21 protein-coding genes and 2 pseudogenes are annotated in these 22,725 nt (G+C 60.5%); 18 read left to right on the plus strand and 5 right to left on the minus strand.

Going from position 1 to position 22,725, the window contains the following annotated elements:
* Window positions 1-9 precede the first annotated feature (9 nt).
* From AXG89_RS38700 to AXG89_RS43990, 4 genes and pseudogenes are all read left to right on the plus strand, one after another.
* A complete protein-coding gene (locus AXG89_RS38700) occupies window positions 10-1,449 on the plus strand; it encodes a purine-cytosine permease family protein (protein WP_119024818.1) in 1,440 nt (479 codons plus the stop codon).
* Window positions 1,446-2,393, plus strand: coding sequence for a PfkB family carbohydrate kinase (locus AXG89_RS38705; protein WP_075358311.1), 948 nt, complete (start codon window positions 1,446-1,448; stop codon window positions 2,391-2,393). Before AXG89_RS38700 ends, AXG89_RS38705 begins: the two co-directional genes overlap by 4 nt.
* A gap of 101 nt (window positions 2,394-2,494) precedes the next feature.
* Window positions 2,495-3,526: an NADP-dependent oxidoreductase gene (locus AXG89_RS38710; protein WP_119024819.1), complete on the plus strand. Its 1,032-nt coding sequence runs from the start codon at window positions 2,495-2,497 to the stop codon at window positions 3,524-3,526.
* Between the two features lie 117 nt (window positions 3,527-3,643).
* Window positions 3,644-3,736: pseudogene (locus AXG89_RS43990) on the plus strand (VapC toxin family PIN domain ribonuclease); the annotation flags it as partial.
* Between the two features lie 7 nt (window positions 3,737-3,743).
* On the opposite strand, the gene AXG89_RS38720 reads toward AXG89_RS43990, so the two are convergent.
* Window positions 3,744-4,343 (minus strand): GNAT family N-acetyltransferase, encoded by a 600-nt coding sequence (locus AXG89_RS38720; RefSeq protein WP_075358313.1) that lies wholly within the window; start codon window positions 4,341-4,343, stop codon window positions 3,744-3,746.
* Window positions 4,344-4,537: 194 nt separating this feature from the next.
* Here AXG89_RS38720 and AXG89_RS38725 point away from each other — a divergent pair, with 194 nt between their 5' ends.
* Window positions 4,538-4,741 (plus strand): hypothetical protein, encoded by a 204-nt coding sequence (locus tag AXG89_RS38725; RefSeq protein ID WP_075358314.1) that lies wholly within the window; start codon window positions 4,538-4,540, stop codon window positions 4,739-4,741.
* Window positions 4,742-4,745: 4 nt separating this feature from the next.
* Here AXG89_RS38725 and AXG89_RS38730 read toward each other — a convergent pair whose 3' ends face one another.
* Window positions 4,746-5,642, minus strand: a complete 897-nt coding sequence (locus AXG89_RS38730) for a LysR family transcriptional regulator (RefSeq protein ID WP_119024871.1) — start codon at window positions 5,640-5,642, stop codon at window positions 4,746-4,748.
* A 237-nt stretch (window positions 5,643-5,879) separates the two neighbouring features.
* On the opposite strand from AXG89_RS38730, the pseudogene istA reads away from it, so the two are divergent.
* From istA to AXG89_RS38765, 7 genes and pseudogenes are all read left to right on the plus strand, one after another.
* Window positions 5,880-7,513: pseudogene (istA, locus tag AXG89_RS38735) on the plus strand (IS21 family transposase).
* A complete protein-coding gene (gene istB / locus AXG89_RS38740; RefSeq protein ID WP_075358317.1) occupies window positions 7,510-8,280 on the plus strand; it encodes an IS21-like element helper ATPase IstB in 771 nt (256 codons plus the stop codon). The pseudogene istA and the gene istB overlap by 4 nt, the downstream one beginning before the upstream one ends.
* A 97-nt stretch (window positions 8,281-8,377) precedes the next feature.
* The gene (locus tag AXG89_RS38745) at window positions 8,378-9,334 is read left to right on the plus strand and encodes a quinone oxidoreductase family protein (protein ID WP_075358318.1); all 957 of its coding nucleotides are present in this window, start codon (window positions 8,378-8,380) and stop codon (window positions 9,332-9,334) included.
* Window positions 9,331-10,380 (plus strand): multidrug effflux MFS transporter, encoded by a 1,050-nt coding sequence (locus tag AXG89_RS38750; RefSeq protein ID WP_119024820.1) that lies wholly within the window; start codon window positions 9,331-9,333, stop codon window positions 10,378-10,380. Before AXG89_RS38745 ends, AXG89_RS38750 begins: the two co-directional genes overlap by 4 nt.
* Entirely contained in the window at window positions 10,377-10,556 is a 180-nt protein-coding gene (locus AXG89_RS38755; RefSeq protein WP_119024821.1) for a hypothetical protein, read from the plus strand. The genes AXG89_RS38750 and AXG89_RS38755 overlap by 4 nt, the downstream gene beginning before the upstream one ends.
* A 135-nt stretch (window positions 10,557-10,691) precedes the next feature.
* Window positions 10,692-10,913, plus strand: coding sequence for a hypothetical protein (locus AXG89_RS38760; RefSeq protein WP_062002120.1), 222 nt, complete (start codon window positions 10,692-10,694; stop codon window positions 10,911-10,913).
* 378 nt (window positions 10,914-11,291) lie between these two features.
* Entirely contained in the window at window positions 11,292-12,893 is a 1,602-nt protein-coding gene (locus AXG89_RS38765; protein ID WP_075358320.1) for a peptide chain release factor 3, read from the plus strand.
* Window positions 12,894-13,003: 110 nt separating this feature from the next.
* Here the strand turns inward: AXG89_RS38765 and AXG89_RS38770 are convergent, their stop codons facing one another.
* Window positions 13,004-15,019, minus strand: a complete 2,016-nt coding sequence (locus AXG89_RS38770; RefSeq protein ID WP_075358321.1) for a glycoside hydrolase family 3 protein — start codon at window positions 15,017-15,019, stop codon at window positions 13,004-13,006.
* A gap of 301 nt (window positions 15,020-15,320) precedes the next feature.
* On the opposite strand from AXG89_RS38770, the gene AXG89_RS38775 reads away from it, so the two are divergent.
* Window positions 15,321-16,376, plus strand: coding sequence for a helix-turn-helix transcriptional regulator (locus tag AXG89_RS38775; RefSeq protein ID WP_162916238.1), 1,056 nt, complete (start codon window positions 15,321-15,323; stop codon window positions 16,374-16,376).
* Between the two features lie 49 nt (window positions 16,377-16,425).
* On the opposite strand, the gene AXG89_RS38780 is transcribed toward AXG89_RS38775, so the two are convergent.
* The gene (locus tag AXG89_RS38780; RefSeq protein ID WP_075358323.1) at window positions 16,426-17,238 is read right to left on the minus strand and encodes a transporter substrate-binding domain-containing protein; all 813 of its coding nucleotides are present in this window, start codon (window positions 17,236-17,238) and stop codon (window positions 16,426-16,428) included.
* 325 nt (window positions 17,239-17,563) lie between these two features.
* On the opposite strand from AXG89_RS38780, the gene AXG89_RS38785 reads away from it, so the two are divergent.
* The 4 genes from AXG89_RS38785 to AXG89_RS38800 all read left to right on the plus strand — a co-directional run bounded on the left by AXG89_RS38785 (window position 17,564) and on the right by AXG89_RS38800 (window position 20,698).
* On the plus strand, window positions 17,564-18,643 hold the full coding sequence (locus AXG89_RS38785; protein ID WP_075358324.1) for an acyltransferase family protein: 1,080 nt from the start codon (window positions 17,564-17,566) through the stop codon (window positions 18,641-18,643).
* 86 nt (window positions 18,644-18,729) lie between these two features.
* A complete protein-coding gene (locus AXG89_RS38790) occupies window positions 18,730-19,551 on the plus strand; it encodes a helix-turn-helix transcriptional regulator (RefSeq protein WP_075358325.1) in 822 nt (273 codons plus the stop codon).
* Between the two features lie 152 nt (window positions 19,552-19,703).
* Window positions 19,704-20,378 carry an AzlC family ABC transporter permease gene (locus AXG89_RS38795; RefSeq protein WP_236873710.1) on the plus strand — a complete coding sequence of 225 codons (675 nt, stop codon included), beginning with the start codon at window positions 19,704-19,706 and terminating at the stop codon, window positions 20,376-20,378.
* Window positions 20,375-20,698 (plus strand): AzlD domain-containing protein, encoded by a 324-nt coding sequence (locus AXG89_RS38800; protein WP_062002113.1) that lies wholly within the window; start codon window positions 20,375-20,377, stop codon window positions 20,696-20,698. The genes AXG89_RS38795 and AXG89_RS38800 overlap by 4 nt, the downstream gene beginning before the upstream one ends.
* Before the next feature lie 12 nt (window positions 20,699-20,710).
* Here the strand turns inward: AXG89_RS38800 and AXG89_RS38805 are convergent, their stop codons facing one another.
* Window positions 20,711-21,604: a LysR family transcriptional regulator gene (locus AXG89_RS38805; RefSeq protein ID WP_075358327.1), complete on the minus strand. Its 894-nt coding sequence runs from the start codon at window positions 21,602-21,604 to the stop codon at window positions 20,711-20,713.
* 103 nt (window positions 21,605-21,707) lie between these two features.
* Here AXG89_RS38805 and AXG89_RS38810 point away from each other — a divergent pair, with 103 nt between their 5' ends.
* Entirely contained in the window at window positions 21,708-22,586 is an 879-nt protein-coding gene (locus tag AXG89_RS38810) for an SDR family oxidoreductase (protein WP_075358328.1), read from the plus strand.
* Window positions 22,587-22,725: the final 139 nt, after the last annotated feature.

Raw genomic sequence — 22,725 nt, forward strand, 5'->3', positions numbered from 1 at the left:
CGGACTCAGATGGCTTCGTCACGCACGTCAAACAGCGCTCGCAAAGTCGAGACGCGCGGTATCGAACCCGTACCGGAAAGCGAATGTCATGGACATCCGCTGCAGCTTTTCTGGGTCTGGTTTGCCGCCAACATCAGTATTCTCGGGCTGCCGCTCGGTGCCACGCTCGTCGCATTCCAGCATCTCGCGATCTGGCAGGCGGCGTTGGTCGCGATCGTGGGCGCCGCGGGATCGTTTGCAATCGTCGGTGTCATTTCGATAGCCGGACGGCGCGGACATGCTCCCAGCTTGACGCTCTCACGCGCCATATTCGGTGTGCGCGGCAACATCGGGCCGACCATCGTGTCACTGCTTTCGCGGCTCGGCTGGGAAACCGTCAACACCACGACCGCGGCTTACGTGTTGTTGTCGCTTGCGACCATTGTGTTCGGCACGCCTGCCGAAGCGAAGGACGCGCCCGTGCTGACGCTCGTGTTCATCGCGGTGTTCGTGGTGATGACGATGATCGTGTCGGGGCTCGGGCACGCGACGCTGCTCATGATCCAGAAGTGGTCAACGTATGTGTTCGGCGTGCTCAACCTGCTGGTCGCGGGGTTTTTGGTGACGGCCATCGACTGGCATGCGGTGTTCAATGCAGCACCTGCGCCATTGAGCGCGGTGATCATCGGCATTGGCACGATTGCAGCGGGAACGGGTATTGGCTGGGCCAATGCCGGCGCCGACATGTCACGCTATCAGGCGCCGAAAGTGAAGGGGCCGGCGCTGGTGGCATCGGCGGCATTTGGCGCCGGCATTCCGCTAATCCTGCTCGTCACGCTCGGCGCGTTGCTCTCGGTGGGTAATGACCATCTCGCATCGGCGACCGATCCTATCGCCGCGATCCGCGAAATGTTGCCCACGTGGATGGCGATTCCGTATCTCATCACAGCATTCGGCGGCTTGCTGCTTTCCAACTACTTGTCCGTGTATTCGGCTGGCTTGACGACGCTCACGCTCGGCTTGAAAGTGAAGCGCGTGCAAGCCGTGGTGGTCGATGTCGTCGTGATCTTCGCCGGCTCGATCTACTTCATGTTGATCGCGGGAAGCTTCTACGGTCCGTTCATCGGCTTCATCTCGTTGCTCGCGGTGCCTATCACGGCATGGGTCGGTATCTTTGTGGTGGACCTGATTCATCGTCAGGAATATTCACCCAAGGATCTGCTCGATGTCTCGCCGCGCAGCGCGTACTGGTACAAAGGCGGTATCGAATGGCGTGCATTCGGCGCCTGGGCACTCGCAATCGTGCTCGGTTTTTGCTTCCTCTCGACAGGCGCTTATCACGGCGTGTTCTCGGGTTCGTGGTTCGGACGTAACGGCCTTGGATGGATCGTGACGTTCGTGGTGGCAGCCGGTGTGTATGCATTGTTGGGCGGCGCACGCGGTTCGGCCAAACGTTGGAAAACAGCATGACGCAAACAGTTTCACAGCAGCTATCCAGGTTGATTCATACGGGTCAGGTAATCGTCGATCTCGTCATGCAGATCGACGCGCTCCCCGCGCCCGGCGGCGATGTGCTCGCGCGCGACGCGAGCTTCGAGGTCGGCGGCGGTTTCAACGTCATGGCCGCTGCGCGGCGCAACGGCATGCACGTGGTCTATCCGGGCGGTCATGGACGCGGCCGCTTTGGTGCGCTCGCCCGCGAAGCGCTCGTGCGCGAGGGCGTAGAGGTTGCGGGTCCGGAAGTGGCTGATCAGGACACGGGCATTTGCGTGGCGATCGTCGATGCATCCGCCGAGCGCACCTTCGTCTCGCACATGGGCGCGGAAAGCGTGCTCGAGCGTGACGTGCTGGACGGCCTCGCGGTGAATGCGCACGACATAGTCTATGTGAGCGGTTACAGCCTGATGCTCGCCGACAAAGGCGCGGTGCTGATCGGCTGGCTGGAGCAGTTGCCTGCCGGGACGCGCGTTGCATTCGATCCGGGTCCGCTGGTCGGCGCTATCGATCCTGCGTTGCTCAATCGCATGCTGGGCGTTGTATCGATATGGACGAGCAACCGCGAGGAAGCGTTGCGCTTTGCGCTGACCGATAGCTTCGATACCGCCTTCGATACGATCATCTCGCGTCTAGCGCCGGGTGCGCTCGCAATCGTTCGCGATGGCAAGCGCGGCTGTGAATTGCGCGTTGGCGAAAGCCTCACGTACGTGCCGGGATTCGAAGTCAAGGCCGTCGACAGCAACGGTGCCGGCGATGCCCACGCCGGCGTGTTCCTGGCCGTGCTGGCCACTGGCGCGAATGCGGAAACGGCCGCACGCCGTGCAAACGCAGCGGCTGCGATTGCGGTGACGCGGCATGGCCCGGCGACATCGCCGGACGCGGCCGGGATCGATGCGTTCATGGCGTCGCACGAATAGCGCTGTCCGCATGGAAGCACACGTCCGGTTCTGCGCAATCGGTCAAGCGCGTATATGCTGGGTTCCCCTCGATATCCACGTCGATACGCACGGAGAACCGCATGACTGCATCCATCGCCCAGCAGATCGTTCTGGCCGCTCGCCCGACAGGCGGCCGCGCACAGCTCACGGATTTCCGCCTCGAAGATGTGCCCATGCCCGTGCCGAAAGAGGGGCAGGTGCTGTTGCGCGTCGATTACTTGTCGCTCGATCCGTATATGCGCGGCCGCATGAACGACGCGCGCTCGTACGCGAAACCCGTGCAGATCGGTGAGCCGATGACGGGCGAAAGCGTGGCGACGGTCATCGAATCGAAGGATGCAGCGCTGCCGGCCGGCGCGCACGTTCTGGTGACGGCGGGCTGGGTGTCACATGCCGTAGCCGATGCAAAAAACCTCGCCGCGCTTCCCGCCGATGGCATTCCCGTCCGCGCCTATCTCGGAGTGCTCGGCATGCCGGGCTTCACCGCGTACTCGGGCATGGCCGCGATCGGCAAGCCGAAGAGCGGCGAGACCGTGGTGGTCGGCGCGGCGAGCGGACCGGTTGGATCGCTCGTGGGGCAACTCGCTAAGCTGGTGGGTGCGCGCGTGGTCGGCATTGCGGGCGGCGCGAAAAAATGCGCGTATGTGGTCGAGCAACTGGGCTTCGATGCCGCCATCGATCACCGTGCGCCTGACTTCGCCGATCAACTGGCGAACGCGTGTCCGAGCGGTATCGATGTTTATTTCGAGAATATCGGCGGCGCGGTCTGGAAGGCCGTTTTGCCTTTGCTCAATCAATATGGGCGCGTTCCGGTGTGCGGACTGATGGCGCAGACATCGGGGAAGAATGACGGCGTGGACGATGGACTCGCCACCACCATGCGCGCGATCCTGACGCGCAGTCTGACTGTGCGCGGGTATATCAATTACGAGTTTCTGGCTGAGTATCGGCAGGCGTTCCTGAAGGACGTCGGTGGATATCTGCGCGACGGCAAGATCAAACATCAGGAAGATGTCACGGACGGGCTCGCGAACGCGCCGCAAGCTTTCCTCGATATGATCGATGGACGCAATTTCGGGAAGGTGCTGGTGCGGGTGGGTGACGGGGAATGAGGGGCAGGGGTACACACGTAGATTTACAATCCGTCAGTTGTGAGATCGAGTACATACTTGTGCACACAAAGGATCGACTATGCCAACCACGAGAGTTTTTCGAAACGGAAATTCGTCGCTGTCGCACTTGACGTGATTCTCGTGACTAATAAGGCGCGCGACTTCGCGCACTATCCCGGCGTGCGGATTGAGAACTGGCTAAACGGCTAACCCTTCCTCAATCCCCAGGATTCACCCGCGAAGTCATGACGTGGTCCGCCCACTTCCCGTCGATCTTCAAGTACGCCTTCGCCAGCCCTTCGTGTTCGAACCCGAGCCGGGCGAGCAATCGTCCGCTGCGCTCGTTCTCCGGCCGATAACTCGCCATCACCCGATGCAGCTTGTAAGCATCGAACACGAAGTCAAGCGCGACACCGAGCGCTTCATGCATCAACCCGCGCCCTTCGTAACGCTGATCGATTGAATACCCGAGATTGCACGCCTGAAACGGTCCGCGAACGATGTTCGTAAAGTGGCAATCGCCAATCAGCGCGTTATCCGCTGCGTCCGCTGCATTCGAAAAAATCAGCAGATGCAGCGCCGTGCCCTCGGCCATGGCGTGTTCCATCTGCATCGCCCGCTCGTTCGCGGCTTGCGTCGAATAAAAACAGGCGTCGCGCGAAGGCTCCCAGGGTTCGAGATGCGCGCGATTCGCCACGCGGTACGCAAGCATGGCTTCGGCTTGTTGCAGGTCGGCGCGTCGCAGAACGACGCGCTTCGCGGCAAGACCATCCGGTGGAAATGCGGGAACTGCTTTGCTTTTGAAATCAAATGACATTGCGGAGCTATGAATAAACACAGAGTGCGGAGCAGCACCGCATTCAATATGAAGAAACGATAAATCTGATTAATTCGGCAGTTTTAACCGCGCATGAATGTGTCTATTACGCAATCGCACTGCACGAAAGGCTGGTAAAAGATAGGTGAAAACCCTTATAATGCCCGAAGTTGATGAATCTAGGAACTTTGGAAATGTCCCGCCGCTTTGCCATCCTCGAGCGCGTTGCTTTCGCGCTTTTCACCATGTCCGCTGTCGCGGACGCAACGTTTATCAGTTACGAGAAGAGCGAGAACTTCCGTGACAATATCCATGAAATCGTGCGTGTAAGTAAGGAAGTGTCGTTGATGTATCCGGCAACCGGCAACGATCCGTGGATGCCGCTGGCTTCGGGCTGAAACTTTACAGCTTGTCTTTGAACGCCTGTTCCACGAAGTCCAGAAACACCCGGACGCGCGGCGACATATGCCGGCGATTCGCAAACACCGCATACAACTCGATTTCATCGCAGTGATAGGGCGCGAGGCACTCCACCAGCCGCCCTTCACGCAAGTCATCTTCTATATCCCATAGCGCCTTCAACGCGAGGCCGCGCCCCTTGAGGGCCCAGTCGTGCAGCACTTCGCCGCTTGCCGTCGATAAAGTCCCGCGTACCTGAACGTCCCGGCGCCGCCCGTCCTCCTGAAACACCCATCTGTCGAACACGCGTTGGCCGCGAACCAACCGGATGCAATCATGCCCGGCGAGGTCGGCGGGCGTATGCGGTGTGCCGCACCGCGCCAGATAATCAGGCGCGGCGCAAACGATTCGCCGGCTCGACAGCAAACGCTTCGCGACGACGCCCGTATCCGGCGGCAGACCAATACGCAAGGCTACATCGAGATTGTCATCGATCACGTCCAGGCCAATATCCGATAACACCAGCCGTACTTCCACTTCAGGGTAGCGGTCGGAGAACGCTTCGATCAGCGGCGCGATTTGCTTGCGCCCGATCTCGGAAGGCGCGCCAATACACACCAGACCCTGCGGCACGCGCGCCTGCGCGCTGATCTCGGCTTCGGCGTCATCGACGGCTTGAAGGATGGTGAGCGCTCGCTCGTGAAACAGCGCGCCTTCGACGGTCAACTCGAAGCGCCGCGACGTCCGCGTGACAAGCCGCACGCCCAGCCGCTTTTCGAGTGCGGCGAGGCGCCGGCTCATGGCGGCAGCCGATCCGTCGGTCTGGCGTGCCGCCGCCGACAAGCTACCTGCATCGACCATTTGCGCGAAGACCCGCAGGTCGTTGATTTCATCTGGCATTGAGACGCTCATCTTTCCACTTGACGCAACGATTCTATTCGAGCAAGTACCTTCTCGCGATACCGGGACGAGTGAATAATGCGTTCATTGCAACCCGGGCGGTCACCCAAATTCCTCCGGGTGTGGTCACTTCAAACTCCTCCACCCTCGGGCTCGAGCTAGGCAATTTGTAGCCGCTGGTCGCGCCGTGTAGCAGGACGTTATTTTTACCTCCTTGGCCAGCCTTGGAGGTGGGAGTTGAACGTCTTGAAGCAGCATCAGCAAAGTACCGTGTTCACGCTTCTGGAGCTCGGGAAGAGCCAGCGCGAGATTCATCGGATCACTGGAATCGACCGCAAGACGATTCGCCGCTACATGGCGATCTTCGCGGCGCGCGCGTTTACGCCCGCAAATTCCCCCACCCCGCGACCATCGGCTCGGAAGACGCGGGCCAAACTCCTCCACCGCCGCGACCACCGGCTTTTCAGGCAGCGGCCGTCAAGGAGCGCAACTTTGATTTCGCGCGTTCATTGTGCGAGCCTCATCGGCAATGGATCGAAGAGCAGGTTCGCCTGCAGCGAAACGGCCAAGCGATCTATCAGGATCTCGTCGATCAATTCTCGTTTGCCGCGAGCTACGAGAGCGTCAAACGATTCGTGCGCGCTTTGCGTCACATCGATCCGGAGCAATTCGACCGTCTTGAGTTTCTGCCTGGCGAAGAGGCTCAGGTCGACTACGGCGAGGGCGCCCCGACCCTTGATCCGAAGACCAGGCGCTACCGGCGACCACGGCTATTTGTGATGACTTTGCGTTATTCGCGCCATAGTTTCCGCCGCGTCGTCTGGAAATCCAGCCAGCAGGTGTGGGCGCAACTCCACGAAGAAGCGTTCCGCTACTTTGGTGGCTGTGTCCAGTACGTCGTCCTCGATAATCTTAAGGAAGGCGTTATCACGCCTGATCTGTACGAGCCGGAGATCAATCACCTCTACGCCGCGATGCTTGCTCACTACGGCGTGGTTGCTGACCCGGCGCGCGTGCGAGACCCCAACCGGAAGGGAACGGTCGAGAACGCAATCCAGCATACGCAAGGCACCGCGCTTGGCGGCCGACGCTTCGACTCTATTGAGGAACAGAACGCGTTTCTCGTGCGCTGGGAAGCGAACTGGGCATCCAAGCGCTTGCACGGTCGCGCACGCCGGCAGGTTGAAGCGATGTTCCTGGAGGAGAAGCCGCACCTGCGGGCGCTGCCCCTGACAGCTTTCCGCTACTTCGAGCAAGTCGTTCGCACCGTATCCGACGACACGACCGTTCGAATCGATCATAGCTGGTATGCAGCTCGGCCCGCCGCGATCGGCAGCTTGGTGTTGGTGCGCGTCTTCGATTCGACCATTGAAGTTCGCGACCGACAAACGCAGGCGCTGCTTCGTATTCACCCGCGCTTCAAACAGCCGGGCCAGTTGCTATTGCCGGAAGGCGAGCGGCCGTTCAATCCATCCCGTCAAACAGCCTTCCTTCTATCGGCCGCCGGCGACATTGGGCCCCAAACCAAGGCGCTTTGCCAACGGATGTTTGACTCCGAAGGGCGCGTCGGTCAGCGCGGTATGTGGGGCATCGTCGGTCTCGCAAAGAAGTACCCGCCCCGCATCGTCGAGCAAGCCTGCAGCCAGGCATTAGAGCACCGCCTGCGTTCCTATAAACAAGTTCGCGGACTAGTCGAGCGGCTGTTCGACCAAGCGCTGGAACGGCTTAGCGAAGCGCCGCAACTCGCTTTACCTCTTACCCAGAACCACGCGCTAATCCGTCCAGCCGCCGAATACGGCGAGCTGTTCAATCTCGGCGCGCAACAGCAGCTCACAGAACCGTCCTTGACCACTGGAGAGACCAACAAATGACCATGTCGATGCCCGAAATCGAGCGCTCGCTCAAACAACTGCATTTGTCTGGTGTTCGCGACACGCTAGAAACACGCGTCCTGCAAGCGCAAGCGGCAAACCAGCCCTTTCTGGAAACCTTCTCAATGATTCTTCAAGACGAACTCGATCGCCGCCAATCACGGCTCGTCGAGCGCCGGCACAAACAGTCGGGCTTGGAAGAGAAGCTTACGTTCGCCGAGTTCGATTGGTCCTTCAATCCAAAGCTTCCACGCCAGGCCTGTCTGGAGTTGAGGACGTTGAAGTTCGTCACGGCCGGCGAGAACGCGCTTCTTATCGGCAAACCGGGCACTGGCAAGTCGCACGTCGCGAAGGCGGTCGCCAATCAGGCGGTCCTGCAAGGCTATAAGGTCCAGTATCTTGAGACCGACGACTTCTTCACACGCTTTGAGCTTAGTGAACCACCACAACAAGAGAAGCGTTTGCGGAGCATTCTCGAATGCGATTTGCTGGTGCTGGACGACCTATTTTTATCCCGGTCGATTCCAGACGTCGCTGGAGCTTTGCTGCAAACCCTTGTTCATCAACGATACAAACTGCGCCGTAGCGTCATGGTCACGTCAAACCGCGTCGTTCAAGACTGGGGCGCCTACCTCGGCGACAACACCATGAGCAGCACGATTCTGGACCGCCTCATGCATCACTGCCATTCACTCGAATTCGACGGCCGAAGCTACCGCTTGAAAGAAGCTGCGGAAACCCTTGCGCGCAAAACCAAAGCGAGCTAAAAAACCATCTTTGTCCTGCTTTTAGGTGGAGGAGTTTGCGCGACCATAAGTGGAGGAGTTTGAAGTGACCATCCGGGATTGCAATGGAGGAATCATCATGAAAGCACTGCGTTTCAATCAGCACGGCGATCCGGGCGTCCTGGTCATCGAGGATCTGCCGTCACCGCGGGCTTCGGCGGGTGAAGCGGTCGTGAGGGTGCTCGCGGCATCGATCAATCCGAGCGACGTAAAGAATGTCGAGGGGCGCATGAGCCAGACCACCTTGCCGCGTACGCCGGGGCGTGACTATTCGGGCGTGGTGATCGACGGTCCGGCCGAATGGCTTGGCGAAGAAGTGTGGGGATCGGGCGGAGACGTCGGCTTTACACGTGACGGCACGCACGCCGAGGAGCTGGTCGTACCGGTCGCCAGTTTGCATCGCAAGCCGGCTAATTTGAGTCATGAAGAGGCATCGGCGATAGGCGTGAACTTCATCACCGCGTGGTGCGCCGTGGTCGAGGCCGCGCAACTGCAGGCGGGGGAAAGCATCGTGATCATCGGCGTCGGCGGGGTGGGCGGAGCGGCGGCGCAGATCGCGAAACGGATCGGCGCGAAGGTCATTGGCGTGGCGCGCGGCGCGAATGCGCCGGGTCTGTACGTGGACGCGATGGTCGATTCGAAAGCGCCCGGTTTCATCGATGAAATCCGCTCGCTCACTGACGGCGGCGCGGCCGTCGTGTTCGATACCGTCGGCGGTTCCATGTTCGAGACGGCCGTGCACATGCTTGGATTGCGTGGGCGGCTGGTGGAGATATCGGCGACGGACCGGCGCGAAGTCACGTTCAACCTCGCCGATTTTTATCACAACGAAAGCCGTCTGTCAGGCGTCGATACACTCAAGCGCGACCTGATCGCGGCGGGCGCGATGCTCGAAGCGCTGCGTGCGGGATTCGAGGACGGCAGCTACAAGGCGCCTGTCATTGCGCAGACGTTTGCACTCGAAGACGCACAGGCTGCTTATCGTGCGGTGGCGGCGGGGACGAAAGGCCGCGTGGTGCTCACGCCGTCGAAATGACCACGCGCTGGCGGCTCCAGCCGCAGTCGGTCCTGTTTGCCATCTATTTAGGCGCACTGGCCGCGTTGCCGCCCATTTCCATCGATATGGCGCTTCCCGCGCTCGTCGATATAGCCGGTTCCCTGCATGCGGGCGCAAGTCAGGCGGGGCTCACGCTGAGCCTTTTCATGGCGGGTTTTGCAGTGGGGCCGATCGTCTACGGTCCTCTCTGCGATGCCCGAGGCCGCAAGCCCACGCTTCTTCTCGGCCTGGCCTTGTTCACGGTGGGCGGAATCGGATCGGCGGTCGCGCCCGACATAAGCATATTGCTGGGCGCGCGATTGGTTCAGGGCATTGGGGCGGGTGCGGGCATGACGGTAGCGCTTGCCATCGTGCGCGATCTCTTCGAAGGCAACGCCATGCAGCATCGTCTTGCGGCCATCACGGTCGTCGCGAACGTTGCGCCGATTGTCGCGCCATCTGTCGGCGTCGCATTGCTTGCCGCGATCGAATGGCGCGGGATTTACGGCGTCATGGCGGTGTGCGGTTTCCTGGCGGCGATCGTGACGTGGACCGGCCTCGTTGAATCTGCGCCGCGACGCAGCCCGGATGTCGCGATCGCCGGGCTGCGTGAGCAGTATCGGCGCGTGCTGACGCATCGCTTGGTCATCGGCAATATTCTGATCAATGGTTTCGGATTCGGCTGGATGTTCGCTTACGTGGCAGGTTCGCCGCTGGTGCTGCTGCATGTCCTGCACGTCAGGCCGGTGATCTATGCCGCCATGTTCGCCATGACCGGCCTCGGCATTGTCGCCGGCGCGACAATCAATGGCGTGCTGGCGTCGCGCGGCGTCGGGGCACGGCGCGTTCTGGCGGTTGCGATCTGCGTGACACTGGCCGCGACCCTCAGCCTGATCGCAATGAACGTGCTGCATCTCGCGACCTTGCTCACGATCATGCCGTTGCTCGTGGCATGTACGTTCTGCTTCGGACTGGCCGCGCCCAGCGCGACGCGCGGTGCGCTCGACCCCATGCCCGAGCTCGCAGGCGTGGCGGCGGCCTGTTGACATCGGTGCAGATGCTCTGCGGCGCGGCATCGAGTTCGGTGGTTGCGTTGTTGTTCTCGACATCCGGCCCCCAGGCGATGAGCGGCGTCATGTTCGCGTGCGCGCTGCTTGGCGCAATCACGTGGATCTGGGTCGGCAAAAAGGGACACAGTGAAGTGCGTCGGGCTGCCGCGTAAATCGCGACAGCTTCCAAGCTCACATCGAAGATTTCTTTGATTCCGTGTCAACACACTCGGCGATGAGGCGTTAAACATGTAATCGCGACACGCAAGCCGCGACACTGTTAAACAACCACGAAGGGTCTTACCGCCATGAAAAAGCAACTCGTTGCTGCATCGCTCGCCGCCTTGTTTTCCGCTGCTGTGTTCGCACAAGCTTCGGCTCCTGCTGTAGCGCCCGCAGCTCCGGCTGCAACCACGGCAGATGCTGCGCAACCCGCGAGCGCACACAAGGCCAAGAAGCATCATCACAAGAAGCACCACAAGAACACGACTGCAGCTTCGGCGATCCCTTCGTCGGCAGCAAAGCCCTAAGTTTGGGGAGCAGTAAAAGCCCGGTCTGACCGTCGCGCCGTCTCAAGAAAAGTACCTTTATCGAGGTATCGGACGGCGTAACGCGGGGCTTTGAGTTGGCGGCTCGAATGCGCATCATTGCGTGTTCGAGCCGTTTTTCGTTGGGCTTTCACGGTTGGTAAATCGTAAAGCAGGATCGGCTGATGTGTCGTTTTGGAAAGCGATCCGCCGAGGCCTTTCCCATGCTCGGGTCCCGCGACGTGTATCATCCACACCACGCGGCTTTTTGCGCCGCCGTTCCTTCATTGCGCTGCTTGCCGTGTTATCGCCAGGATATCGCGCCCGCCGCTTCACGCGCGCTTGAACCGAACGCGCAACCTTCAGCTCTTTTCCGTACAGATGGCACTCTCCGAACTCAAACGGCGCCGCACGTTCGCGGTCATTTCCCACCCTGACGCGGGCAAAACCACGCTGACCGAAAAGCTCTTGCTGTTTTCGGGCGCGATCCAGATTGCCGGCACGGTGAAGGGCCGCAAGAGCAACCGATACGCAACGTCCGACTGGATGGAAATCGAAAAGCAACGCGGCATTTCCGTTGCCAGTTCCGTCATGCAGTTCGAATATGGCGATTGCGTCATCAACCTGCTCGATACCCCCGGCCACGAAGACTTCTCCGAAGATACGTATCGCGTCCTGACGGCCGTCGACGCCGCCGTGATGGTGATCGATGGCGCGAACGGCGTCGAAGCCCAGACGCTCAAGTTGCTCGAAGTCTGCCGCAGCCGCCGCACGCCGATCCTCACGTTCATCAACAAGATGGACCGTGAAGTACGCCAGCCGCTCGAATTGCTCGACGAAATCGAGCAGCATCTCGGCGTCGCCGCCGTGCCGTTCACCTGGCCTATCGGCATGGGCAAGGAATTCCAGGGCGTCTATGACATCGAGCATGATCAGGTGCGCGTGTTTCGTGCGGGGCAGGACACGGCCGGCGGCGCGGTAGAAACCGTGCACGCCCTCGACGATGCCGACGGCGAACGCCGTTTTGGTCCGAGCTGGGCGCGTGCGAAAGAAGAGATCGATCTGATCACGGGTGCTACGCCGGCGTTCGATCGCGCCAAGTTCCTGGCCGGCGAGCAGTCACCGGTGCTGTTCGGATCGGCGATCAACAACTTCGGTGTGAAGGAAATCCTCGACGCGCTGGTCGAGCTGGCGCCGCCGCCCGCCATGCGGATGTCGGTGCAGCGTCCTGTGTTGCCCGAGGAGCCGCGTTTTACAGGCGTGGTGTTCAAGGTGCAGGCGAATATGGACCCGGCGCATCGTGACCGCGTGGCGTTCATCCGCGTGTGTTCCGGGCATTTCGAGCGTGGCATGGCGCTGAAAGTGACGCGCTCGGGCAAGACGTTTCGCGCGAGCAACGTGGTGACGTTCCTCTCGCAGCGCCGCGAGACGGTGAGCGAGGCCTATCCTGGCGATATCATCGGCATTCCGAACCATGGCACGCTGAGTCTCGGCGATACCCTGACCGAAGGCGAGATGTTGCAGTTCGTCGGATTGCCGTTCTTTGCGCCGGAAATTTTCCAGACGGTGGAAGTCGTCGACCCGATTCGCGCGAAGCAGTTGGGTGAAGCGCTGCGGCAACTCGGCGACGAAGGTGCGATCCAGGTGTTCCGTCCTGTGCTGGGCGGCTCGACCATTCTGGGCGCAGTCGGGCAGTTGCAGTTCGAGGTCGTGGCGCATCGATTGTCCGCGGAATACAAGGTCGATGTGCGGATCATGCCGGCGCGGTATCGCATGTCGCGATGGGTAACATGCGACGACGCGGCGGAGTTGCGCCGTTTCACCGATGCCTATGCGGCGCGCATCGCGCTGGATGCATCGAATGCGCCGACGTATCTCGCTTCACATGTTTCCGAAATCGATGTCGCGCAGAAGGCCTGGCCGAAGATTGTCTTCAACGAGCTGCGCGAGCATTCGGGCGCTCCGTTTCAAAAGACGATCTGAGGCTGGCGAGTGTGCTCTCGGACGGATCTCGCCTTTGAGCACGTAATATCAAATGAACGCAGGCGCGGCGCACACTGATGCACGCGCCGCGCCTCGTCCATCACAAGCGATCAATACGTCAGGCCAAATCCAAACGGATACAACGGGTGCGCGGTGTCGTGCGGAAGATCTTCCAGTTGCACGGCCACCTCGGCCATCGACGAAGGCAACTCAAACGGCAGTTTCCCTTGAGGCTTGCCTTTACCCGTCAACACATCGAACAGTGCCGTGTCGCTCGCGCCGAAATTCGCGAGGATGGCAGTCGCCTTTCCCTGGACATTGGTGAGGATCGCCGGACGATCCATGTAGACCGACACGATCGACTTCGGAGCACTGGCGGCCTGCTTGATCGCCTCGTAGTCCGGATTGCCGTCGACGAACGCAAGGCTGCCTTCATGCTGCATTGCGCCGAATACGTAGTTCGGATGGAGTGTCTCGTACGGTGTGCTCACACGCAGGATCGCCACGTCCGCAGCTTGCGGCGTGCCCACGACCTGATAACCATATTTCCGCGCAACGGCAGGGTCGATGCCGTACAGCCAGACTTTCTTGCCGGTATCCGCCATCGGCAGCAGCTTGTCGTTGTTTTGCAGCAGCACCATCGACCGGCGTTGTGCATCGAGCGCCTGGGCCTGGAAGTCAGCGTTGCCCACTATGCCGCTCGCAGCCGTGGCATCGACGTACGGTTGATCGAACAGCCCTTGCTGGAATTTTTGCAGAAGCACGCGGTAGGCTGAATCGGCGAGACGCGCTTCAGTCAGCAAGCCCTGGTTGACGGCCTGAATGATGAAACTGGGGTCGTCTTCCCCGCCGAATTGATCGATGCCCGCGTTGACCGCTTTTACAAAACGCTGCAGACGGGTCGCGTTTTCCATTCCCCACGGCATGCCCAGTCCAACGAAAGACGGTGCGCCGGAAGAGGCGCCGTTCATGCAGTTCGCGTCGCAATCGGAGGCAATGAGCCAGTCCGATACGATCACACCCTTGAAGTTGTACTTGCCCCGCAGCAGGTCCGTCAGAAGCGCTTTGTCGTAAGCGGCTCCGACCTGTTCGAGCGCAATTCCGTCGACCGTCACCGGTCCGTCAGGTTCGGAATAAGTCGGCATCACGGAGCCGACATTGGCGGCGAATGCACCTTCGAACGGCTTCAGATGGTAAGCGTAGTTGTTGCCTGGATAAGTCGCATAGCGGCCGTAGTAGTTGTGGCTGTCGAACCCGGACTTCTGCGCGCCATAGCCGGCCCAATGCTTCACCACGGCAATGACACTGTTCGCTTGAATGCCGTTGCTGCCGCCCTGGAAGCCTTCAATATAAGCCTGCACCTGCGCGCGCGTCAGGTCGGCGTCTTCGCCGAAGGTCCCGTTGATCCGGGCCCAGCGCGGCTCGGTGGCCAGATCGGCCTGCGGTGAAAGCGCTTCGGTAATGCCCACTGCGCGATATTCCTGGCGCGCGATGTCGCCGAACTTGCGCGTAAGCGCAGCATCGCCGATGGCGCCAAAACCGAGTGTTTCGGGCCACTTCGAAAACCCGCTGTCGCCTGCGCTCGCACCGAGGACGTACTGGAAGTGATTGCGCGGGTCCGAGCTGATCGACACGGGAATACCGAGCCGGGATTGCTCGGCCAGCGCCTGGATCTGGTTGTACTGGTCGGCCATCGTTTTTGCATCGCCGCTCATGCGCGTGATGTAGGTGCTGATGTTCCGGCTGTTGATCTGAGTCTTCAACGTGGCCATGTCGTAGGCCGTGCCCGTGCCCGCACCGGTGGTGTCGTTCAACACAGGAGCCGTGCCGTGCATCATCAAGCCCGCCTTCTCGGCGAGCGTCAGGCGACTCACGAGGTCGCGCGCGCGGACGTCGGCACTCAACCGCCAGTCTTCGTACGGTTCGAGCTGGCCGCTCTTGTCCATGTCCTTGAATGTCAGGCCGTCCCTGGAAATCAGCTTCAAAGTCGTCTGGCTGAAATCCGGTTGCGCGACCGGGGTGTTGGCGGGGTCATCGCTGCCGCAGGCGAACAGGCCAAGCGCGAGCGTCATGCTCGACGCCGTCAACGCTGACCTGTGAAAAACAGACCGTGGGTAAAAGCTCATTCGTGTCTCCTGAAATCGGGTTTTTTTGGCTTCTGTCGAACGACCTTACAAGAAGGCGTTCGACACTTTACCGACCCATTTCAATCGACGTTTTACCGCTGGGTGCATCGTTTATCTTTGAGGAGCGCAGCGTGTAAGCGGGCGTAACTTTTCCGATTCCGGGCGGCTGCCAGCGCGCCACTTGCATGTGGACCCACATTCCTGGCTGCTTTGCGGGCATTGCAGCAAGCTATGGGAATTCCTGATGGCGTCAGCAGCGATCTCTGCGCACTATTACGAAGTGAAAGCCAGCATCGAGCCTATGTCATCCAAAACGTCATCACACTTCAGCGACCACACTCGCACCGTTTCCAATCGCATCGCCGTGTTTGCAATGGACGCCGCCGGGCGTGCCGGCGTGTCGCCGCAATCGTTCACCACCCGCACCGGGATCAGCGCGCAGGAACTGGTCGACAGAACCGGCCGCATCGATCCCGCGCGGCACAGGCGGGTCGTCGAACTGATGGCTTATGTTGGCGCTGCTTCTCGCGTGATGCCGGACAGGCCGCATATGTTGTTTCCGGATTTTCCCGTGCTGGGCAACCTGTGCCTCAACGCCCGGACATTGCGCGAAGCGCTGGAGTCGTATCAGACGTTCCGTCCGCTCATCGGCGAGTTTGATTTTCTTGGGCACAGGGAAACACCGGACCACATGCAGTTCGAATACATCGCGGAGTTCGCGCCGGGCAGCGGTTTCCAGGCGCTCTCCAACTTCCAGGTACTCGCCAGCCTGATTCGGGCTTACGACGTGTCGGAGCAAACGGTGTTTCACGTTTCGCTCATGGGACCCGCGCTCCCGGGAACGAACGATACCGGCGAGTTCTTCGGCGCAGCCGTGAGGTATCACGCCGATGCAAACCGGCTGCAGTTCTCAAGCGCTCTGCTTGACGTGCCGCTCATCCATTACAACGTCACGCTGGCGCCCTTTCTGCGAGAGCAGGCTCAGCATGAACTGTTGCGCGTTCAAAGAGGGCATCGATTCTCATACAGCGTCGAGCATCTGATCAGCGAAATCATCAAGGACCCGGACGACGAAGGACATACATCGTCGTCATTGCTTGAGCAAACATGCCAGCGTCTGAACACCTCGCGCTGGACATTGCACCGCCGGTTGCAATCCGAAGGATTGCATTTCACCGAACTCGAATCGCGTGTCAGGTCCAAAGAAGCGTGCCGACTGCTCAGCGAGACCGCCTTGAGTCTCGGGCAGATCAGCGAGCAACTCGGCTTTTCGTCGCAGAGCGCTTTCACCCGGTTTTTCCGCACACGGCACGACGTGCCGCCACTGGCGTTTCGCCAGCGTGTCCAGTTGGGCTAATAACCTGCGACGGCTCCTGCCACGCGCCTGTTCAGATCGCCGGCGACCCTCAATCCGTGCTCTGTGCCATCTTCACGGGCAAAGGCACGTGTAACCACTTCTCCACGATGCCGTTCAACTCGCCGCTTTTCTTGGCATCGGTGAGGATTGCATCGACCTTCGTCTGCAACTTCGGCTCGCCCTTGTTCAGTCCCACATGACATGCCGACTCATGAATCACGTACTTGAGCGCAGGCTTGTTCGTTGCCGATGCCGGTAACGTCGTGGCAATCTTGGTCGCCACGAAATCTCCCGTGCCCACCAGCGGAACCTGACCCGCAAGGTATGCGGAGATCATCCCGCTGTTGTCTTCGAAGCGCTTGATGTTGGTCGATGGCGGCACACTCTTGGTCAGCATCAGATCCTCGAACGTTCCGCGCGCCACGCCAACCGTCTTGCCGGCCATGTCCGCCGGACCATCGATCTTCATGTTCGCCGGACCATACACGCTGTTGTTGTAGGGCGAGTACGACTGCGAGAAATCGATGACCTTGTCGCGCTCGGCATCGCGGCCAAGTGTCGAGACGATCAGGTCCACTTTCTTCGTCTGCAAATAGGGAATGCGGTTGGCGCTCGTGACCGGAACGAGTTCGAGCTTTGCACCGAGTTTCCTGGCCAGCAGGGCAGAGATATCGATATCGAGTCCTTCGAGTTGCATGCTCGGACCCACCGACCCAAACGGTGCGAAATCCTGCGGAACGGCAACGCGCAACACGCCGCGCTTTTCGATGTCATCCAGTGCGTCCGCGTGCGCGGGCGCCACACGCGCAATTGCGCTGAGTGCGACCACGCCAAGTGTCATCAACAACTTCGAAGTTTTCATGTTTGCCCTGAAACGTGGATGGGTGTGCCGCGCGTGCGAGAAGCCCGGCATTGAAAAGTCTATTTGAAAGTCTTTTGTTTTCTAAACGATTCAAAATTGCCGCGCATTGAGACGGCGTACGTTTTTGGCGCGAGGCAGCTCAGCGCCGCTCGATGTTGCTCAATGCGACCCGCCAACGTAGGGGTAAGTCCGCCCGCCCGAGCTTATTGCTCGATTTATTTTCCATTTATTTCCTGAAGCGCAGCAGAAAACCGATATTTTTCCCGACCGGAATTGCATTTTTTCCACCCTACACTGGGCGCTCGAAAATCACGCTCCGGAAATCATGAACGCGATGAACGCCATGAAGTCCACACGGTTCGACCTGCTCGACGGCTTGCGCGGTATTGCCGCGATCGCCGTCATGCTTCATCACTACAGCCAGCACACGGGCTGGGACTGGTTCGGCGGCGCGTGGGTTGCCGTGGACCTGTTCTTCGTGCTGTCGGGCTTTGTGATCGCGCATAGCTACAGCAAGAAGATCCTCAACGGCATGTCTTTCCGCGAATTCGCGTTCGTGCGTCTCGCACGGCTCGGGCCGCTTTATTTATTCGGCTTGGCATTGGGCGTCTGCGCAGTTTTGCTGTCGATTGCAAAAACCGGATTGCCGCAGATATCCAGTTCGCAGTTGCTGAGCGCCACTGCGCTTGGCGTGTTCTGGTTGCCTTATTTCAATAACATCGCCTGGCCGTTCGGTCAGGACGTGGTCTACGGCGCGGCGTTTCCGCTCAACGATCCGTCCTGGTCGCTTTTTTTCGAATTGTTCGTCAACGTCGTGTTTTTTGCGTATCTGGCGAAGGTCCGAAAACTGCCGAACGCGATAATTTCAGTGCTCGCGTTTGTCGCGTTCATTGTTTGCACGCTGATTTTCCACAAGATCAATCCAGGCTGGGGCGCCAGGAGTTTCATGGTGGGTTTTCCGCGTGTGATCGCGGAGTTTTTCGCGGGCGTGTTCATTTTCTCCATCGGGCTTCAGCATAAACATCCGCATCGGCTATTTACGGCCGTGGTCACCGGGGCGGCGTTGCTGGCATTTACCATTGGAGATCCCAGGATTGCGTTCATCAATTCGCTGACGCTGGTGCCACTGTCCGTGGCGTTGCTGTGTTCGGTGTCTATCGATGGTATGGGCAAGCGGATTTGCAAAGTGTTGGGCGAGCTTTCGTATCCGCTTTATGTGATCCATTTTCCGATCTACCGGCTCCTGTTCGAATCCTTCGATGTCCGGTTTCTGAATCCCGTTGCGCAGACGCTGATCGTGGCGGCGGTTTCCATCGTGCTGGCGTTGGTGCTTGCCCGCGCCGACCAGGAGCTGCGCCGCAAGCTGACGAGTTTTCGCAAGCCCTCCGCGGCAGCGGTTTCCTGACGCCGGAAGACGTTTTCACGAGCTGCTGAAAACGCACGCGCATCGGGCAGGATAAACTTGCGGTTTCCTCCACGGCACCGCAAGCCATGACCGCCACCCGTTTCGGCAATACCGCGCGCTATTGGCGCTCGCCGCTCCTGCCGGGCGCGGACATGCTGACGGCCGAGTATTACGACCACGAGTTTACGCCGCACTGGCACGACGCCTACACGATCCCCGTGATCGAGGACGGCGCGGAGTGCTACGACTATCGGGGATCGAAATACGTGGCGGAAGCCGGGTCGGTGCCGATCATCAATCCCGGTGAGTTGCATACCGGCGCGCGGGCGGTCGACGTCGGCTGGCGGTATCGGGTGTTTTACCTGCCGGTGGATTTCGTGCAATCCGTGGCCGATGAAGTCGCCGGCCGCGCCCAGCCGATGCCGTGGTTTCCAGTCGAAATCGTCCGCGACGCCGATGTCGCCCGGCGCGTGCAGCACGCGCATCAGGCACTGGAGGCGGGCGGCGATCCGCTCGCGGCCGAGCACGCGCTTTTCGATGCCGTCTCCACGCTGCTCGTGCGGCACGCGGGACAGCGCCCGCCGGTCGAGCGCATGCGGCTCGATACGGCGCGCGTCGAATCGATGAAATCGCGTCTCGCGGATGACGTGACCGTACCGTTATCGCTGACTGAACTGGCGCAGACCGTCGGGCTTTCGACCTTTCACGCGGCGCGGCTTTTTACCCGCGAAACGGGCCTCGCGCCACACGCGTGGCGCAACCAGATGCGCCTGAATCGCGCGCTGGAGGCGTTGCGGGCGGGGGCGTCGGTGACGGAAGTCGCGGCAGCCAGCGGCTTCACTGATCAAAGCCATTTCACGCGTCACTTCAAAAAGACGTTCGGTGTGCCGCCGGGACGCTGGCGCTAAAAGCCACGCAAACTTGCGCGGACCGCAAGAACGTACAAGCGCCCATCGCGCAACCCGTCCTATCCTCCTGATTCATGGAGGAAACCTTGAAAACAACGCAACAGGCAGGCAATCTCGCCGAGTTCGGCGCGGGCGCGCGCGACACCATTCCGATGATGGTCGGCGCCGCGCCGTTCGGTGTCATCTACGGCACGCTCGCGGCCACGGGGCCGCTGCACGCGTGGACCGTGCAACTCATGTCGCTGACCGTGTTCGCGGGGTCGGCGCAATTCATCGCGCTGGGTTTGATCGCCGGACACGCGAGTTTCGCGGTGATCTGGGCGACGACGTTTATCGTGAATTTGCGGCACGTCCTGTACTCCGCGACGCTCGCGCCTTATGTGGCGCATCTGCCCGCGCGCTGGCGCTGGACGCTCGGTGCGTTCATGACCGACGAGGTGTTTGCTGTCTCGTACGCGCATTACCAGAAGCGGCCAGCGGGACAAACCGGACCGTACTATTTCCTCGGTTCGGGCGTATCCATGTACGTCAATTGGCAGATCTGGACGGTCATTGGCTTGTTGTTCGGCTCGGCATTTCCCGGTCTGCAGTCGAAAGGACTCGACTTCGCGATGGTCGCCACGTTTATTGCGATCATCGTCCCGCAGCTCGTTGCGCTGCGATTCGTGGCGGCGGCAGTGACAGCCGGCGTGCTGGCGTTTGCATGGAACGGCTGGCCCTACAAGCTCGGCTTGCTGGCGGCGGTCGTGGCGGGCGTGGCGGTGGGCATGGTGTTATCGATGCGCGATGAAAGACGCAACACCGCCGAACTGGAGCGGGCCAAATGAACGATTTCCTGCTCATCATGGGAATGGCGGTCATCACGTATGCCATCCGCTCGGCGGTGTTCGTGTTCGGCGAACGGCTGAGTTTTCCACCCTTGGTACGGACTGCGCTCAGCTTTGTGCCGGTGACGGTACTCACGGCGATTATCGTGCCGATGACGATTGCGCCTCATGGCGGCGGCGCCGAACTGACGTGGCGTAATTCGCAACTGGTCGCGGCCATCGTGGCGTTAGGCGTGTGTGCCTTGACGCGCAAGCCTTTGCTGACCATCGCCATTTCGCTTGCGGTGTTTTTCTTCTGGCAACTTGTTGTGGTGGCCTGAAATCCGACGTGCTCAGGGAAGCGTCGCGGGCGGAGTGATTTCACCGACGTCAGCGTAGATCTCGGTCAGCAGTTTCACGAATGCACTGATCTTCGGGCTAAGCTGGCGGCGCGTTGCATAAAGCGCCCATACTTCCACGCTCCGGTCGCGCAAGGCGCCCAGGTTGACCAAGCGTCCGCTTTGCAGCGCGGCGCGAGCCAGATATTCGGTCATTACCGCCGCACCGGCGCTCGCAAGCGCAGCGTCGCGAACCATGGATATCGATGAAAACCGCGCGACCGTTCTCGGATGCAGTGTGCGTGCGCCTTGCGCTGACTCGATATGCCAGACGTCATTATCCGGCGATGAAAGAAGGCCCACGGCCGGGACGGCGCTATCGTCTTTCAAGGCATCGGCAATCTCCGGCGATGCCACCACGACCTGCGGCCCGCGCAGAAAACACCGGCCGGCCAGTGCCGTATCGGGCGCCGGATTGGCGCGGATCACCACGTCGTAATCCTCCGCGATCAGATCTACGAACCGGTCCTCCGCGATCACCTCGATGCGCACATCCGGATATTCATCGATATACGCCGCCGTCAGCCGCCCCATGGTTTCATAGGCCAGAAAAGTCGGCGCGCTGATCCGCAACCGGCCGCTCGGCCGCCGCGAGGTCATGCCGACCACGTCCGCCGCTTCCTCGATTTCGGCCAGCAAGCGCCCGGTGCTGGCGTGCAGCGCCTGTCCTTCCTCCGTCAGCATCAACGCGCCCGAGCCGCGTTGCAGCAGGCGCACCCCCATTGCTTCTTCAAGTTGCATCACGTGTCGCGAGAGACTTGCCTTGGGCCGCCCGGTCGCACGGCTCGCGCGTCCAAAACCGCCGTGCGTGACGACGGCATTGAAATCCGATAACGCATGCAGGTCCATGGCCGTTCCATCGATGAGACAAGTTGTCTCAATAATAGGGCTTTCGTCCCGTCAAAGGAACGCCCAGAATGAATTCACACCATCACCTTTTGAGGGATTCATCATGACTATCCTGGTTACTGGCGCCACGGGCGCTGTCGGTTCGCAAGTTGTTCATCGGCTGGTCGAGGAGGGCGCAAGCGTGCGGGCCATCGCACGTTCGCCCGAAAAAGCCAATCTGCCGGCAAGCGTCGACGTGCGCAAAGGCGACATGACGGATATCGCGTCGATGCGTGCGGCGCTCGAAGGTGTCGACACGCTGTTCCTGCTCAACGCGGTCGTCGCCGACGAAGTCACGCAGGCGATCCTCACGCTGAGCCTCGCGCGCGATGCCGGCATTCAACGCATCGTCTATTTCTCGGTGTTCAATTCAGACCGCTTCACCGACGTTCCCCACTTCACGGGCAAATACACGGTCGAACGGATGATCGAGGAATTCGATCTGCCGGCTACGATCCTGCGCCCGAGCTATTTCATCCAGAACGATGCATCGATGAAAGAAGTGATCGCCGGCAAATCGGTTTATCCGATGCCCGTAGGAAGCGTCGGCGTTTCGATGGCCGATACCCGCGACATCGCGGAAATAGCCGCCATCAGTTTGTTGCAGCGTGAACGTTCGGCGACGCCGTTGCCGCGTGAAGTGATCGACGTGGTCGGTCCGCAAGCCATGACCGGCAGCGCGTTGGCCGCGATCTGGACCGAGGTTCTGGGCAAGCCCGTGAACTACGGCGGCGATGATCTCGATGCATTCGAAGCGCAAATGGCGAGCCGTGCGCCAAGCTGGATGGCACGCGACATCCGCCTGATGCTCGGCCGTTTCCAGCGCGACGGCATGGCGGCGAATGAGCGCGCCGTTGCACGGATGACCGAGTTGCTCGGGCGGCCGCCGCGGTCGTATCGTGATTTCGCCGTCGAGACGGCTAAGGAGTGGGCCACGAAGTAAAGCGCGGGTCCGATGATCGGCGTGTCGCCCCCGGTCATCGGACCCGCGCGCCAATGTGATCGCGCCCACTATGGTCGCGACAACCGCAAGACCATTCGTCCCGTTCGCCGATGCCCGGTCACAACGCATCAGGCCGGGG

The organism is Burkholderia sp. PAMC 26561 (assembly GCF_001557535.2).
Classification (GTDB): Bacteria; Pseudomonadota; Gammaproteobacteria; order Burkholderiales; family Burkholderiaceae; genus Caballeronia.

Coding starts and splice junctions, on each gene's coding strand:
- AXG89_RS38750 (WP_119024820.1), top strand. CDS start 9,331: ATGACCACGCGCTGGCGGCTCCAGCCGCAGTCGGTCCTGTTTGCCATC.
- istB (WP_075358317.1), top strand. CDS start 7,510: ATGACCATGTCGATGCCCGAAATCGAGCGCTCGCTCAAACAACTGCAT.
- AXG89_RS38760 (WP_062002120.1), top strand. CDS start 10,692: ATGAAAAAGCAACTCGTTGCTGCATCGCTCGCCGCCTTGTTTTCCGCT.
- AXG89_RS38780 (WP_075358323.1), bottom strand. CDS start 17,238: ATGAAAACTTCGAAGTTGTTGATGACACTTGGCGTGGTCGCACTCAGC.
- AXG89_RS38785 (WP_075358324.1), top strand. CDS start 17,564: ATGAACGCGATGAACGCCATGAAGTCCACACGGTTCGACCTGCTCGAC.
- AXG89_RS38725 (WP_075358314.1), top strand. CDS start 4,538: ATGTCCCGCCGCTTTGCCATCCTCGAGCGCGTTGCTTTCGCGCTTTTC.
- AXG89_RS38805 (WP_075358327.1), bottom strand. CDS start 21,604: ATGGACCTGCATGCGTTATCGGATTTCAATGCCGTCGTCACGCACGGC.
- AXG89_RS38765 (WP_075358320.1), top strand. CDS start 11,292: ATGGCACTCTCCGAACTCAAACGGCGCCGCACGTTCGCGGTCATTTCC.
- AXG89_RS38770 (WP_075358321.1), bottom strand. CDS start 15,019: ATGAGCTTTTACCCACGGTCTGTTTTTCACAGGTCAGCGTTGACGGCG.
- AXG89_RS38720 (WP_075358313.1), bottom strand. CDS start 4,343: ATGTCATTTGATTTCAAAAGCAAAGCAGTTCCCGCATTTCCACCGGAT.
- AXG89_RS38710 (WP_119024819.1), top strand. CDS start 2,495: ATGACTGCATCCATCGCCCAGCAGATCGTTCTGGCCGCTCGCCCGACA.
- AXG89_RS38775 (WP_162916238.1), top strand. CDS start 15,321: ATGTCATCCAAAACGTCATCACACTTCAGCGACCACACTCGCACCGTT.
- AXG89_RS38800 (WP_062002113.1), top strand. CDS start 20,375: ATGAACGATTTCCTGCTCATCATGGGAATGGCGGTCATCACGTATGCC.
- AXG89_RS38745 (WP_075358318.1), top strand. CDS start 8,378: ATGAAAGCACTGCGTTTCAATCAGCACGGCGATCCGGGCGTCCTGGTC.
- AXG89_RS38790 (WP_075358325.1), top strand. CDS start 18,730: ATGACCGCCACCCGTTTCGGCAATACCGCGCGCTATTGGCGCTCGCCG.
- AXG89_RS38810 (WP_075358328.1), top strand. CDS start 21,708: ATGACTATCCTGGTTACTGGCGCCACGGGCGCTGTCGGTTCGCAAGTT.
- AXG89_RS38705 (WP_075358311.1), top strand. CDS start 1,446: ATGACGCAAACAGTTTCACAGCAGCTATCCAGGTTGATTCATACGGGT.
- AXG89_RS38795 (WP_236873710.1), top strand. CDS start 19,704: ATGATGGTCGGCGCCGCGCCGTTCGGTGTCATCTACGGCACGCTCGCG.
- AXG89_RS38730 (WP_119024871.1), bottom strand. CDS start 5,642: ATGCCAGATGAAATCAACGACCTGCGGGTCTTCGCGCAAATGGTCGAT.
- AXG89_RS38700 (WP_119024818.1), top strand. CDS start 10: ATGGCTTCGTCACGCACGTCAAACAGCGCTCGCAAAGTCGAGACGCGC.